The 14,379-nt window shown below is 62.1% G+C and carries 11 protein-coding genes; 3 read left to right on the forward strand and 8 right to left on the reverse strand.

Annotation, left to right across the window (positions count from 1 at the left end; translation table 11 throughout):
- Nucleotide 1: 1 nt before the first annotated feature.
- From ACP7EW_RS24490 to ACP7EW_RS24525, 8 genes are all read right to left on the reverse strand, one after another.
- The gene (locus ACP7EW_RS24490; RefSeq protein ID WP_426220458.1) at nt 2-628 is read right to left on the reverse strand and encodes a DNA repair protein; all 627 of its coding nucleotides are present in this window, start codon (nt 626-628) and stop codon (nt 2-4) included.
- 18 nt (nt 629-646) lie between these two features.
- A complete protein-coding gene (locus ACP7EW_RS24495; RefSeq protein ID WP_033901607.1) occupies nt 647-2,347 on the reverse strand; it encodes a putative porin in 1,701 nt (566 codons plus the stop codon).
- Nucleotides 2,348-2,389: 42 nt separating this feature from the next.
- Nucleotides 2,390-3,094, reverse strand: coding sequence for an energy transducer TonB family protein (locus ACP7EW_RS24500; protein WP_033901608.1), 705 nt, complete (start codon nt 3,092-3,094; stop codon nt 2,390-2,392).
- Between the two features lie 3 nt (nt 3,095-3,097).
- On the reverse strand, nt 3,098-3,523 hold the full coding sequence (locus ACP7EW_RS24505) for an ExbD/TolR family protein (protein WP_016980095.1): 426 nt from the start codon (nt 3,521-3,523) through the stop codon (nt 3,098-3,100).
- Between the two features lie 11 nt (nt 3,524-3,534).
- Nucleotides 3,535-5,334: a DUF2341 domain-containing protein gene (locus ACP7EW_RS24510; protein ID WP_426220460.1), complete on the reverse strand. Its 1,800-nt coding sequence runs from the start codon at nt 5,332-5,334 to the stop codon at nt 3,535-3,537.
- A 24-nt stretch (nt 5,335-5,358) separates the two neighbouring features.
- Nucleotides 5,359-6,942 (reverse strand): ShlB/FhaC/HecB family hemolysin secretion/activation protein, encoded by a 1,584-nt coding sequence (locus ACP7EW_RS24515; RefSeq protein WP_038850813.1) that lies wholly within the window; start codon nt 6,940-6,942, stop codon nt 5,359-5,361.
- A 59-nt stretch (nt 6,943-7,001) separates the two neighbouring features.
- A complete protein-coding gene (locus ACP7EW_RS24520) occupies nt 7,002-7,595 on the reverse strand; it encodes a transposase (RefSeq protein WP_028619777.1) in 594 nt (197 codons plus the stop codon).
- 951 nt (nt 7,596-8,546) lie between these two features.
- Nucleotides 8,547-9,011, reverse strand: a complete 465-nt coding sequence (locus ACP7EW_RS24525) for an Lrp/AsnC family transcriptional regulator (protein ID WP_426220896.1) — start codon at nt 9,009-9,011, stop codon at nt 8,547-8,549.
- A 158-nt stretch (nt 9,012-9,169) separates the two neighbouring features.
- Here ACP7EW_RS24525 and ACP7EW_RS24530 point away from each other — a divergent pair, with 158 nt between their 5' ends.
- The 3 genes from ACP7EW_RS24530 to ACP7EW_RS24540 all read left to right on the forward strand — a co-directional run bounded on the left by ACP7EW_RS24530 (nt 9,170) and on the right by ACP7EW_RS24540 (nt 14,347).
- Entirely contained in the window at nt 9,170-10,963 is a 1,794-nt protein-coding gene (locus ACP7EW_RS24530; protein ID WP_426220463.1) for a tyrosinase family protein, read from the forward strand.
- Nucleotides 10,960-12,693, forward strand: a complete 1,734-nt coding sequence (locus ACP7EW_RS24535; protein WP_426220465.1) for a hypothetical protein — start codon at nt 10,960-10,962, stop codon at nt 12,691-12,693. The genes ACP7EW_RS24530 and ACP7EW_RS24535 overlap by 4 nt, the downstream gene beginning before the upstream one ends.
- Before the next feature lie 67 nt (nt 12,694-12,760).
- Nucleotides 12,761-14,347, forward strand: a complete 1,587-nt coding sequence (locus ACP7EW_RS24540; RefSeq protein ID WP_426220467.1) for a hypothetical protein — start codon at nt 12,761-12,763, stop codon at nt 14,345-14,347.
- Nucleotides 14,348-14,379: the final 32 nt, after the last annotated feature.

Raw genomic sequence — 14,379 nt, forward strand, 5'->3', positions numbered from 1 at the left:
ATCAATGATTGGCGGTTGCCTGGGGCGCATCGAAACGGCTCTTGTACAAATCGTCGCCAAAGCCCTGGGCCAGTTCCTCGAACTTGACCCGCGCGCTGCTGGCGAAGGGCTGGCGAATACTCATCACCTCGGCCACATCGATTTTTTCGTAGGCCGCGAGCAACTGCTGGGCCACGCCGTACATCTGTTGATTCTTGACTGAACATTGCTGCACTTGTGTGTCACGTTCACCCAGTTGTGCCTGCAAGCGCGCACGCTCGGCCTCTTTGCCCTTGGCCAGCACCAGCAGTTCGTCATAGGCCTTCTTGAATTTGCCGATCTGCTCGTTGCTGGCCGCCACCTGGGCCTGTGCCTGGCTGTGCAGGCTCTGTTGCTGACCGGCCATTTGCTCGGCTACGCCACGGGCCTGGGCAAGTTCGGCGGTCAATTGCTTGATTTGCGCCTGGGCCTGCTTGGCCTGGTTTTCCGCCGCAATCCGCGCAGCGCTGGCCTGGGCCTGTTCGCTTTGCAGAGCCTGCAATTGCTGGGTGGTGCTGCGCAGTTGCGTGCGCAGGCGTTCCTCCATGCCTTCAGCCGACGCGCCGGTGGTGACCAGCAGCAACAACAGCCCGCAGATTCGCGTGTTCATGTGGCATCTCCGTGCGCATTAAAAGCGCGTGTTGAGTTCCAGTTGCATCACATCGACTTCGAACGGCGCGCCGTACACTTCGGACGCGCTCAACCAACGCGCACTGGCGTAGATGTTCTTTTCGATGCCGTAGTTGGCGCCAATGAAATAACCCTTGGCATTGGTGCCGCCCAGGTGGAACGACGAGTCGTTGAAGCCGTCAGGCAGTGCGTCAGGTTGGATGTATTTGTAGCCGGCTAACACGTTCCAATCGCCGCGCTTGCGCATTTCCAGCGCGCTGCCGAGGGTGAACGAGACCATCAGCGCATTGCCGCCACTTTCAAACTGGCCTTTGCTGTTGATGTTGTTGACGATCTCGCCTTCGCTGCGCTTGAGCATCTCGCCCTTGTCGTAGGCCAGGTTGTGGATGAAGTTGCCTTGGGTGCGCAGCTTGAAATCGCTGGGCAGCTCGGCATCCCAGGCCAGGTTCAGGTCGAGCACGTCGAACTTGGATGCCAGGCCGACAAACTGCGGTTGTGGGGTCAGGCCCGGAGTGGCCGGATTCGGCGTGATGTCGCGCAGCAGGAACACGCTGTTGCCCTTCTGCATGAAGGCCAGGCGCGAGCCGTCGCTGTCACACGCCGGCTGCCCGGACCACGGCTGGCAGGCGCCGGAGCGTTTACCTTCGATGTCGTCAAAGTGGTAGTAGGCCACCGCGCCCTTCAGGCTGTTCTCGCGGTTGATCTTCCAGTTAGCGCCGATCTGCCCGCCAAACAGCCACTTGGTCTCGCTGTCTTCCTTGTCGAAGCCGTTGCTGCTGGCCGAGTCGGAGGTGTACTCCACCGGGAATGCACCCAAGGTGCCGAACAGGCCCCACTGGCTGTTCAGGGCGTGGTTGAAATTGGCGGCGATACCGTCGAAGTTCAGGTCGCCCGAATACATCATGTCCGTGGAATAGAACGGGTTGGCGAAACGCCCGGCGGTGAGGGTCACGTCCGGGGTGGCCTTCCAGCTCAGGTAACCCTGGTCGAGCCAGATGTCTTTCTTGCCAAAGCCGCCGCCCAGGGTCTGGGTGGTGGACACCGGGTTGTTGTCGGAACCGGTGCCCACACGGATACCGGCCGTCCAGTCGGGTGACAGCACGGCTTTCATGCCCAGGCGCGCACGCAGGCGGAACAGGTTTTCGCGGTCCTTGGTGGTGTTGAGCAGCGGCGGCAGCTTGGTGTTGGTGTCCTTGTTGGTGTCGTACGGGCCGCTTTCATTGAGTTTGGCGTAGTCGACGATCTCGTTACTGTTGTTGCCCGAGAAGTAACGCGACTCGTCCCGCAGGCGGATATCACCGTCAAAGCTGATGCGCGAGACCCAGTCCGGGAAGGTGTTGGGCTGGGCCCAGTTTTCCTGCTTGGCGGTGGCCATGACTTCAGCCTTGACCTGGTCGCGGATCTGATCCTTCACCGCCTGCGGCACGTATTGCACACGCACGTCACCCGGCGCTGCAGCCGGACCTGCGGCCACCACCGGCGCGGCATTGGCCTGGCGTGCCTGCTGGGCCTCTTTTTCGGCCTGGGCGATCAGCCCGTTGGCGGTATCCTGGGTCAGCACGCCTTGCTGCACCAACAGGCGGATCAGGTTGATGGTGACGTTTTCCGAGGGCGCGACCGGGGCTGCAGCCGCCTGGCCGACCAGGGTCGCGATGACCATGCCGACCGCCAGGGTCAGTCGATTCACGGGGGAAATCATGTGTACGCAACTCCTGTAAAAAACCGTTGAAATAGGGTGTGTTCAATCCGGACGCCGGCCCTTGAGCGACAGGCGCATGGGCAGCGTCAACGACGCCGGCGGCTTCTGTGTGGCGCGCGGTGCCTGGATCAAGGCGAGCATCTGCGCGTCGGTCTCGGCATCCCCGCTGGACTTGGCCACCAAAGCTTTGGTGACCTGGCCCTCGGCGCCCAACCACAGGTCTATCTGTATCGAGAAGGCCTTCTTGCGCAGCTCAGGGTCTTCGCGCATCAGCCGCTGATAAGTGCCGGCCAGGTACTGCTTGTAGGTGCCCGTCCCCAACCCGCCGCCGCCACTGCCGGCCATGCCGCCGCCCTTGCCGGCGCCGATGTTGAAACCGTCGTTGCCGGACTGGGCGTCGCCATCGATCTGCATCGGGTTGGCCAAGTCTTCGTTAGGCGATGGCGGCGCTTCCTCAGCCGGCTTGACCTCCTCGGGTTCGGGGCTTGGCACCGGTTCCGGGATTTTTTCTTCGACCTGGGGCTCAGGTTCCTTGGGCTTTTCCGGCGGTGGTGGCGGTGGTGGCGGCAACGGGATGATCGTCGGCACCTTCGGCGCTTCGCGGCGCACGCCGCTCATATCATTGGCCCACTGCCACAAGCACCAGGCCGCCACGGCGCCCAGCAACAGGCCGGCACCCCACTTCAATGGGCGCAACGGCGGCTTCTTTTTCACGGGCAAGGGCGCAATCGGGATCTGTGCAGTCATGACTCAGCCCTGGCTCGGTTTGCCGGTAACCAACCCGACCTGGGACAGTTCCAGTCGACGCAGCAGGTCGAGCACTTCGATCACCTTCTGGTACTGCACCATCGCATCGCCACGCACGATCACCGGGAAGTCCGGGTTCAGCGCTTTCTCGATGCGCAGGCGTTCTTCCAGCTCACCGAGGGTCACCGGGTAGGCGTCGAGGAACACCTGGCCACCGTCGTTCACAGAGATGGCCTTGGTCTTGGCCTCCGACAACGACACCGAGGCGCTGGCCTTGGGCAAGTGAATCTGGATACCCGAGACCTGGGCGGTGGCGGTGAGGATAAACATCACCAGCACCACCATCAGCACGTCCACCAGGGGCGTGATATTGATGCTGTCGACGGCGGCATCATCGTCATCGTCGTGGGAGGTATTTACGGAAGCCATGGCGGTTCTCCTCAGGCCGGAACAGCGGCGTGATGGTCACGACGATGCGCCGCTTCACTGTGCTGGCTCTCGCCGTGCATCTCCGCCAGGCGGGTGATGAACTCGTCGACAAACACACGCATGTCCGCGCTGACTTCCTTGTTGCGCGTGATCAGGCGGTTGTAGCCAAACAACGCCGGGATCGCGACAAACAGGCCCATGGCCGTGGCCAGCAACGCCGCCGCCATACCGGGGGCAATCGCGTTGATGTTCACATCGCCGGCCATGGCCGTGCCGAGGAACACCACCATGATCCCCAGCACCGTGCCGAGCAGGCCGATGTAGGGGCCGCCGGCAATGGCGTTGGACAGGGTCGAGAGTTTGGAGCTGAGCGCCTGGTTTTCGCGGGTGCGCACGCCGTCCATGGAGCAGCGGATGGCTTCGATGGTCGCGGCCGAGACCGATGAGGTGTCCGCGCCCTGGGCACGCCGGGTGCGGATCTCCTTGACCGCCACCAGGTACAGGCGCCACAGCGAAGAATGAGCCAAGCGTTCACCCAACTGGGCGTCGTCGGCGTACATCTCCAAGCGCGTGCCAATCTGCGCAAAATGCTCGCGGAACACCTCGTTGGCGCTGCTCACGCGGCTGACCTGGCGGTTCTTGCGCAGCATGATGACCCACGACTGGAACATCATCGCCACCAGCACCAGGATGATCACCCAGGCATCCACCGGCACCGCGTTGAGCAAGAAGCCCAGGCTGCCGAAACCGAAGCCGGACTGTTCTTCATCGACGCCATAGGCCACCAGTTTCGACTCGGCGCCCTGGGCGCTGGCATCGGCCAGCAACAGTGCCGCCGGACGCACTACCTTGGACAGACGCAGCTCATCGATGGCTCCGGCGAATGGCAAATGCGTGCTGCCCGCTTCCGGCAAATCGGCACCGATGGCCAACTGAGAATTGAACGCCGGCAAGGCAACGGCCAGGATGGCGGTTTCACGGCCATTCACATACAGCGAGACCTTGTCACCCTCGGCGGTGAACGCCAGGTGCTGCCATTGGCCGGGGTTCAGCGGTTGGCTCGACACGGCGCGCTGGCCGTCGATTTCCACGAACGGCATGCCTTGGTTCAAGCCCAGCAACAGGCTATGGGGGCCATCGCGGCGGGCAAGCACGACTTGCTCCCCACTGGCCTGGTCCAGGCGCAACCAGGCGCTGAAGGTGAACGCGCCACCCGCAGCGTGTTGCAGCGAAGGGCTGGCCGGCAACATCAGGGGTTGACCACTGAGCTGCAAGGCACGGCCGATCACACCGTCGATGCTCGCACCGGTGGCGTTCAACGCGGTGTTGGCGTAGGCCGTGGTGTCGCGGGCAGGTGTGCCATTGGCGCCATCAAAATGGTAGAGCGCGGTGTAGTTCGGGTCGAAGGTCAGTTGGCCGTTGGCGGTGGCCGGGGCCTTCTGGTTGCCGTAGTACATCCACAGGTCCTGGCGCTGACCGCCTTCGACTTTGGGCACATCGACCCAGATCAGTGCCATGCCCATCAACGGGTCGAAGCTCTCGATCTGGTGATTGAACACGGTTTTGTCATCGGCACTCACAAAACGCAGGTCGGCGCCGTCATCCTTGACCCCATCAAAGGTGAAGTTGCCGGTGTGCAGGCGCACCAGCAGCGCGGTACGGCCCAGGGCCTGGTTGATCGCGGCGCCTTGGGCGGTGGTGTCCACCGAAATCTGTTTGCGGTAGTGCCAGTCGTCCTGCCACCAGGCATGGGCGGTGGCCGGGAGCGTGAAGCCCAGGCAGATCAACAGGCTCAGGAATAGGCGTTGCATGGGTGAAGTCTCCGGAAGAAAAAGTCAGAAAGTCGCCTGCACACTGAAGTGCAGTCGCGAGTCCTGTTTCTGGGTGTTCGGTCCATTGAGCAGCGGGTAGCCCCAATCCAGGCTGCCGGACAACCATTTGCTCAAACTGGCGCGGGTGCCCAGGCCGACACTGGCCAGGCTGTATTCGTCTTCTTGCTCGGGCAGCGGGTCGTGCAAGCGCATGCGCGCGCCTTCGGCGAACGCGTAGAAGCGCCACTCCTGCACATAACTGCCGAGGAACTTGGCCAGGGACGGCGTGCGCAGTTCCTGGGAGAGCAAGTACCCCTCATCCCCGGTGCGCTCCGCCGCGAGGTAACCGCGCACCGATGTGGCGCCGCCGGCGGAATACTGCTCGTTGGACACCAGCGGCCCCGACGCCAGCTGGAAGCCGCCCTTGGTTGCCGACTGCCAGTCGTTGGCGAAGGTATAGGTGTAATTCAGGTCGCCCTTGAGCACGGCAAAACTGGCGCTGGCCTTGTAGCGTTTGTACTCGAACTCTTCGGCATCACTGCCGTAGCCGAAGAACGCGCGAGTACCCACCACCAGGTTCAAACCCAGGCCCAACTGCGCTTGTTCGGTGTAGCGAAAACCGTTGTAGCCGAAGGTGAATGGCGCGTATTTGAGGGGCACCTGGTCGCTGCTGGAACCGAACTTCATCTGTTCGTCGAAGTCCTTGAAGTCCACGCCAAACGAGAACGAGTTGGCCCAGTTGCCCGCCGCCGGCAGGTTGTAAATGGCCGATACACCGTAGGAATGACCCTTGCCCAACACGTTGCTGCCGCCGATGGTGGCGATGTTGCTGTCGGACTGGTAACCGGAGAACTGCAAGGTCCAGCGTTCATCCAGTGGCGCGCTGTAGGAACCCGACCAAACCTTGGCATTCTCGGTGTCCTGGGGCGCGGTGAAGTAGGTCAGGGAAATGCTGTGACCCAGTTGCCAGAGGTTGTCGTACCCCAGGGTCGCCACCGAGCGCAGCTTTTCGGTGTCGGCGCTGTAGTCGTTGTTCAGGCCGATACTGGCGTGCCAGGGGTTCTGGTCTTCCACCTGCAAATCCACATCCATGGTGCCGGGGCGTTGGCCCTCGCGTACCAGCGGCGTGACCTGGCGCCCAGCGCCTCGATTGAGGCCCGCCAACTGGGTTTGCACCGTGGCAAAGTCCGGCACCGCGCCCTCCTCCAGGGCCGGCACCTGCTCGCGGATTTCCACCGGCGAATAGTGCTTGGCACCGACCACGCGCACACGGCCGACCTTGGTCTCGCTGACCTGCAGGTAGACGATACCGTCATCGACCTTCTGCTCCGGCAACTCGACAAACACCGACTGATAGCCACGCGACTGGTAGATCTTCTGCAACGCATCGCGCGCGCCTTCGATATCGCCCAAGGTCTTTTGCGGCCCCAGGAACGGATACACCGCCTCCTCGATCGTCGCCGCATCCAGCACCGTATTGCCGCGCACGAAGTACTCGTTGACGTCGACCTTACGCGCGCCCTCTTCCTCCTCGGCCAACACCGGTTGCGCCAGGCTCCCCAGCGTCACGCAACACAGCGCCAACGTTAATTTGAACAGATGCTCCACACCGCCCCCTGACTGTCTGATTTTTTGCGCCGTCGCCGGATGCCCGGCGTGCGGCCTGCTCAATTGCTGGTGATCGAAGTGCTGCCGTGGCGTGCCAGCCAGGTGTGCAACAGGGCGAAGTTCAACGAGAACTCCGGCATGTGCAGCAAGGCGCCACAAAACACGTCACCGATGATTTTCTGGATGAGTTGCACCGCACGCGGGTTGTTCAGCAGCGTGGCGATGTCGCGGGTCAGTACGTGAATGCTCCAGACCTTTTGGTTGAGGTCCAAGCCGACGAACCAGCGGAACAGCAGGTTGTAGTTCAGCTGTTCATGCAGCTGTTGTTCGCTGGGCACCGAGTACAGCAGTTGCAGCAGCAGGATCTGCAGCACGGTGTGCGGGGCGATCGACATCGCGGGTTCGGCGGTGAGCCAGTCACGGTGCTGGTCGAGCACTTCGTCGATCTGTGGGCGCAGCAGCACCAGGGAATGGCCTGCCGGGATGTAGCTGGAGACTTCCTTGCGAGCGCCTTGCCAGTCTTCCTGGGAGACGATCCAGACCCAGGGTGCGCCGTAGCGATAGACCGAGACCGGCTTCTTGCGCGCCGCTTCGACGATCTTCGACAGGCGCTGGTCGAGCTCCTGCATGCCGACTTTCGAGTAACGTTCCATAGTTCCCATCGCCCCACTCCTGGCATCCTGCTTGCGGCTGAAAAGCCCAACGTTCTGGTGGGCTCAAGCGCGTTACACAGAGGAGACGGGAGTGGCTGGGGACTACCGAACTTTTGTCATGAAAGCTTCATTTTGGATTGGGTGGGGGGCATTTTTTATGGTGTACATATCCGTTATTTAGGTAACGGCTACTTAGGGTTCCGCTCTTACAGCGGCTCACTTTTGGAAAGGCCCAAAAGTAAGCAAAAGGCCTTCGCCCCAACACTCGGCACCTCGCTTAGGCTCGGTGTGCCCGTAATCCGACAGTGATTTGGGGGGCCGCCGCCACGCGCCATCCATGGCGCGGGGCGGCTAAACCGGCATCCCTGCCGGTTTACCCCCCAAATCCCTGCCGAATTCCGGCCAGCGTGTTTAACGGGGCGCCTAAGATCAAAATCAAAAGCGAAAGCACAGCGGCCTGACAGCCGGCTTGAGTGGTGTAGAGCAAAGGCAACAGCCAACGCGGCCCACTGTAGGAGCCGGCTTGCCGGCGATGGTCGTTAACGATGAAGTGGGGTGTCTGGATGAGCGCGGCGGTCTCACGTTTTTCGCCGGCAAGCCGGCTCCTACAAAGGACCGCGTATCTACGATGCGAAGCGAGTCGCTCTTGATCTTGATCTTGATCTTGATCTTGATCTCAGGCGCCCCGTCAAACACGCTGGCCGAACGCAGGCTTGAATCCGTGGCTAACCCGGCAGGACGCCGGGTTAGCCGCGATGGGCCAAGGATGGCCCATCGCGGCGGCCCACGGATTCAAGCCGGAGTGAGGGCACACCGAGCCTAGGCGAGGTGCCGAGTGTTGGGGCGAGGACCTTTTGGTTACTTTTGGGTCCTTCCAAAAGTGACCCGCTGTAAGAGCGGAACCATAAGTAGCCGTTACCGAAGAAACGGATATGTACTCACCCCACCAGATCAAAACCCAACCCCCTGCAACGGCAACTCATAAGACTTCTTAACCGTCCGAACCACCAACGTAGAAGAATAAGTCCGAATCGGAATATCCCGATAAGTCTCCAAAAACCGATAGATATACTCAGTATATTCAGCAGCATCCCGAAACTTCGCCACCATCACAAAATCAAACTCCCCCGTCATCAAGTAGCAGTCCTGAATCTCCGGATGACCAGAAAGTATGTGCTGCATCCTGCGATCAATATCATTACTGTCCCTGTCCAGCTTGATCAGAAAAAACGCCGTCACCTGGATCCCCAGCTTGCGCTCATCCAAGACCGCCACTTTTGCCTTGATAATCCCCACGTTCTCCATCCGACGAATCCGCCGGTAACAACTGGTGGAAGACAGCCCCACACTGTCGCTCAACAACTCCAGGCTCTGGTCGCAATCCTTTTGCAACTTGCCCAGGATCTTCAAATCCATGGCGTCTGTCATCGGTTCTAAATCGTCCTTGAAAATTGCAATGAATCCGTCGCATTGACGGGCCAATTTGCACAAATCCTGCGCAGTGGCTAGTTAACATCGATTCAGCTTAACAGCCTGGCCAACACCTGGCCTCAAGGCGGCATGAGAGGGATCTTATGATAGTCGCGAAACCGACATGGACCGCTGATATCCAAGGACTTTTCAGCGCACCCTACTGGATACCCGCCAGCCAGCGCGCCGCCGTTGCCGCCACTTGGATCGGCTGCATGAATGCCTACGATGTGTTCCTGGAAGACCCGGCGTCGGTCAAGACCTGGTCGCAAACCATCTACCAGCACCTCGCCTCGCGCAACATGCCGCTGACCACCGACCAACAGCAGTTCTGGCCCATCGATGCCCTGGAAACCTTCCGCCTGTGGGTCAACCAGGGTTGGCGGCTGGACAGCATCTCGCCGTTTGACCTGGCCGAGCGCATCCCGCCACCAGCGCTGCCGCACCCGGTCAAGCGCGTACGCCAGGACATCCGCTCGCTGAGCGCCGACGAACTGAACCTGTACCGCGCCAAACTGGATGACGTGATGCGCATCAGCGATCCCGACAGCGGTTCGCCCTGGCAGCGTTACGCCTACATCCATACCAACTGGTGCCTGCATTACCAGGAAGCCTTCGCCCTGTGGCATCGCGCCTATCTGCTGTACCTCGAAGCGTTGATCGACTGCGCGATCCCTTACTGGGACTGGATGGCCGCCGACGCCAGCATCGACGGCAGCCCCCAGGCCGGCCTGCCCCAGGCGTTCCTTGATGAAACCTATGTGCACCCGCAGACCGGCGAAGTGCGGCGCAACCCGTTGCGGTATGCGGCGGCCAAAGACGGCTGTTCCAAGGTGTGCGCCACCGCGCCGGTCGGGGACGTGGATTGCCTGTATGTGCAGCGCAACCCGATGTTCTATACCCAGGGCGAGGCCTTTCGTTTCGAGCGCACCCAACTGTATGGCATGAGCCGGATCTTCCAGCAGCAGGTGGTCGATGCACTCACGTTCACCACGTTCAGCCAGCCCCAAGGGGTGCCGGGTTACCCCTGGGCCAACATCACCAGCTTCGACCCGCCGCAACCGAATGACCTGTACCCAAACCGCGCGCTGAATTTCGACGGGCTCTACGAGCAGCCCCACGACAACTATCACGGCTGGATCGGTGGTGACATGGCCGACAACGCCTACACCGCGTTCGACCCGGTGTTCTGCTCCTACCACGCCAATATCGACCGCATGCTGGAAGTCTGGATCCGCGCCAACCCGGCGGCGCAGTACACCACCCAATGCCTGTTGCAGCCCTTCGCTGGCCATCAGGCGGCCGAGGTGAGCTTCACCAGCGCCGACGCCTGGCGCTACACCACTCTGGGTGACATGGCCCAGGACAGCCGGCACATCGGCTACGACTACGGCACCCCGGTGGCCCCGCAGTTCGGCGCAGCCAAGCCTGCGTGCTGCCCTCAGCAAAAGGCTGCCATCACCGGCCCCTGGGTGGTGTTCGATCACGTGCGCTGCACCCACGACACTTACCTGATCGACGTTTTCCTCAACCAACCGGACGCTACGGCGCAACACGCGAATACCGACAACCCGCATTACGTCGGACGCTTCAGCCGCATCGGCATGGGCCTGGTGGACGACAAGGGCCGCTGTATCACCCAGGGCGTCTCCCGCGCACTGAATGCCGCGCGCAACGCCCAGGCGCTGAACCTTAAACCGAGCGATACAGCGCAGTTATCGCTGATCGTGACCCATCCCGATACTGGCCAGGTATTGACGCCCGATGCATACGCGCCCCTGCCTGGCTTTATCGCGCAACTGGTGTGGGACGACCCACGCCAAACCTCTGCCGGGCCCGCTCCGGGTACCGGTTGCTGCTCCACTTCCACCACCGCCAATGCTGGAGAACCGACATGAGCACGCCCTTCACCCAATTCACCTCCCCGGCCGAACAAGCCCCCAAGGACTACAACAAGCTAGGCCTGGAAAACCAGTTGCCGACCTTCGAAACCGACTGGAACAACAACGTCACCGGCTGGACCCAGATGTCGGTGATCGGCAACCCCTGGTCCAACCTCAACGACGCACCGCGCTCGGGCTACTACAACCCGATTGAAAGCGGCTACGGCACACAGACGCCAGTGACCATCACCTGGCAACCCTTCCCCAACCGGCTGTGGACGTTTTTCTACAACCAGGGCGCCGCCGTGGTCCCGCAACTGGGTGGCAAGGCCATGACCCTGGACCAGGTGATGCAGTTGACCGATCACGGCCAGATCACCCTCAACAACACCCTGTATTCGCTCTACCCGGACCCGAAGGCAACCCAACTGCAGATCCCCAGCGTGCTGTGCAAGTCCATCAACTGGAACGGCCCCTACGCCGACTTTTCACCCTCGGGCCCACGGGGCTGGCTGGATGAATACTGCGAGTGGTCGATCACCCGCGATCCCGACGGCAACATGCGCAGCATCATGTTCACCAGCGAGAACCCGGCGTATTTCCTGACCATGTGGAACATCGACCCGCAGGCCGTGCTGGGTCTGTACAAAGCCTATGTCGACCCACAAGTGAAGATCGAAGACCTGTACCTGCGCTACACCGCCAACGGCCCGACCGGCAACGCCGGCGACCCGGTGCTTGACCCCACCACCGGCCAGCCCGCCTACGACACCGTGAACAAATGGAATTCCGGCACTGTGCGCATTCCCGGCGTGTCGGGCGGCGCAATGCACCTGACCTCCGGCCCCAATACCTTGAGTGCCGAGATCTACCTGGCAGCGGCGGCGACTATCTTGCGCCCGCTCAACAGCAGCCGTAACCAGCAAAGCCTGATCTGCTGCGCCCAGTACGGGCAGAACTACCGCAACTCCGATCCGCATATCGGTTATTCCGCCAACCAGGAAGCCGTGAAAGCCCTGATTTCCTTGACCAACCCCATCGGCCTGTACCTGCAACAACCCAAGTCCTTCAGCACCTGGAAAGGCCCGCAAGGCCAGGACGTGAGCAACTACTGGCGCATCACCCGTGGCACCGCCGGCACCGGGCCGAACAACTCCGACCAGATCCTGCAGGCCGTATTCGAGGTGCCGGCCAGCGCGGGGTTCTCGATCAATGACATCACCATCAACGGCACGCCGATTGACTACGTGTGGGTGATCGCCAACGAGCTGAATGTGGCCTTGAGCGTCACCCCGGCACCGCTCAGCGGCACGCCCAAGGAGTGCGATTGCGTGGCGGCCAACAACACCGATGCGCAACCCTGGCCCGTGCAGTTGCTACCGATTGACCTGTTCTACGGCCAATCCCCCAGCGACTTGCCGGCCAGCTTTGCGCCCGGCAGCTCAGGCCAGTTCGTGCTGGTGGTGCAAGGCGCCGACCCGAACACCACGGCGGCGGATGCACGGGTGCAGTTCTCCAACCCAGGCATCACGGCCCAGGTCACGCAGTTCCTGCCGGATGCTTCGGCGATTCCTGGGCAGACCGACAGCGGCGGCACCCAGGGCTACATCATGACCGTCAGCGTCAGCAGCAACGCGGCGCCGGGGCTGGTCAGCGTGCGCGCGCTGAACCCCAGCGAAGCCGCCAACCCCAGCGCCACCCAGCACCCATGGGAAAGCGGCCTGGCGCTGGTGCCCGTCGCCTGAGTGCCTCCCGGCCGTCCATGCCTGGCGTGGGCGGCCGCCTCTTGAGTCTTGAGCAAGGAATGCGACCATGAACGGATGGCTTCGCCCGCTGCGCCGGGCACGCTTGAATGTGTTGTGCTGGATAACCTGCGTCCTTCTCCCCTTCGCACCCGCACCGGTCAGCGCGGCGTCAGATGCCCAGAGCTGCGTCAGCCAACTGGTGTTCGACCCCACCAGCGGCGGTTTCCTGCCGGTGAACAACTTCGGCACCGAGCAGGACTTTCTCAACTGTTTCGGCTGGCAACTGTTCATCGCCATGAACTGGCCGGTCAACCCCGGCTGGCCGGCCAACCCGAGCCTGGCCGGTGAGCCGGACACGCAAAGCACCGCGGCCCAGTTCGGCGTGCCGCCCACGCCCGGCCAGCCCATGAGCAATGCGCCGGTGTGGGCCAGCTACAAGGATGCCAGCGAGATCTTCCTGCCCGGTGCGCCCAAGCCTTCCGGATGGGGCGTGGAAACCCGGGTGCCGTCCAATTGCACCGCCACCGGCAACCTCAAGGCGTTTTCCACGGGCGCGCGTAAATTCATTACGGCCACCTCCGAAAGCGCGATCAACCGCAAGCACCGCTTCCACTTGTCCAGCGGCACCCAGGTGACCTTGCCGGATTCGATCATGGAGGCTTCCGGCGGCTGGCTCACGGACCAGTCGGGCAACCTGGTGTTTTTCGAGCGCAAGGTCGGCAAGGCCGAGTTCGACTACATCGTCGACAACGGGCTGTACGACGCCGCCAACCAACTGATCGTGGCGCAGAACAGCGACAACCGGCACCCGGCCGGCCTGTCACTGCCGGCCGGCAAACTGGTGCGCGAGCTGCCGGCCCAGGCACTGCCCCAGGAAGAACTCGGCGCCCTGGAACTCAAGGCGGCCTGGCGCGTACTCACCAACAAACCCGAGCTGTACGGGCGTTACCTGACCACCGTCGCCTGGCTGCAACGCCCGGATACGCTGCAGTGCACCCAGGAAGTGGTGGGCCTGGTGGGCCTGCACATCATCAACAAGACCCAGACCCAGCCGAACTTCATCTGGACCACCTTCGAGCAGGTCGACAACGTGCCCGACGGCGGCGCCACCCCGCCCGGCGGCTACAGCTTCAACAACCCGGCCTGCACCGGTGACGCCTGCACGCCCAACGTCGCACGGGTGCAGTGCGATACCACCCACACGCCGCCCAACTGCACGCCCCTTGATCAGCCGGTGCAGGCCACGCGGGTCAATGCCACGCCCCAGGACATGCAAGCGCTGAACACGGCGGTGCAGCAAACTTTTGCGCAGAAGACCCAGGGCCAGTCGGTGTTCCAGTACTACAAACTGGTGAATGTGCTGTGGTCCAAGACGCCCAACGCGCCCAACGATCCCGGCCCTGGACCCAACGTGAAGGTGCCGCTGTCCTATGGGCCGTTTGTCAGCGACCAGAGCGTCGTCGTCGCCAACACCACGATGGAAACCTATGTGCAGAGCGACAACTGCAACGACTGCCATCAGTACGCGGCGATTGCCGGCGGGTCCAAGCTGGCGTCGGATTTCTCGTTCCTGTTCGGCAATGCCGACTCCGCGAAGAATACGCGCCTGATCAAACGCATCGAGGCGTTCAAGACCCTCAAGGACAACCCGTAGCCGACGCAAAAAAAAGGGGCGATCAGCGATCG

The sequence above is a fragment of the Pseudomonas sp. DWRC2-2 genome (assembly GCF_049897885.1).
GTDB classification, from domain to species: domain Bacteria; phylum Pseudomonadota; class Gammaproteobacteria; order Pseudomonadales; family Pseudomonadaceae; genus Aquipseudomonas; species Aquipseudomonas azotoformans_A.

Excerpts from the sequence above, each read along its gene's own strand:
- ACP7EW_RS24530 (WP_426220463.1), top strand. The coding sequence starts at position 9,170 with ATGATAGTCGCGAAACCGACATGGACCGCTGATATCCAAGGACTTTTC.
- ACP7EW_RS24490 (WP_426220458.1), bottom strand. The coding sequence starts at position 628 with ATGAACACGCGAATCTGCGGGCTGTTGTTGCTGCTGGTCACCACCGGC.
- ACP7EW_RS24495 (WP_033901607.1), bottom strand. The coding sequence starts at position 2,347 with ATGATTTCCCCCGTGAATCGACTGACCCTGGCGGTCGGCATGGTCATC.
- ACP7EW_RS24510 (WP_426220460.1), bottom strand. The coding sequence starts at position 5,334 with ATGCAACGCCTATTCCTGAGCCTGTTGATCTGCCTGGGCTTCACGCTC.
- ACP7EW_RS24525 (WP_426220896.1), bottom strand. The coding sequence starts at position 9,011 with ATGGATTTGAAGATCCTGGGCAAGTTGCAAAAGGATTGCGACCAGAGC.
- ACP7EW_RS24540 (WP_426220467.1), top strand. The coding sequence starts at position 12,761 with ATGAACGGATGGCTTCGCCCGCTGCGCCGGGCACGCTTGAATGTGTTG.
- ACP7EW_RS24535 (WP_426220465.1), top strand. The coding sequence starts at position 10,960 with ATGAGCACGCCCTTCACCCAATTCACCTCCCCGGCCGAACAAGCCCCC.
- ACP7EW_RS24500 (WP_033901608.1), bottom strand. The coding sequence starts at position 3,094 with ATGACTGCACAGATCCCGATTGCGCCCTTGCCCGTGAAAAAGAAGCCG.
- ACP7EW_RS24505 (WP_016980095.1), bottom strand. The coding sequence starts at position 3,523 with ATGGCTTCCGTAAATACCTCCCACGACGATGACGATGATGCCGCCGTC.
- ACP7EW_RS24520 (WP_028619777.1), bottom strand. The coding sequence starts at position 7,595 with ATGGAACGTTACTCGAAAGTCGGCATGCAGGAGCTCGACCAGCGCCTG.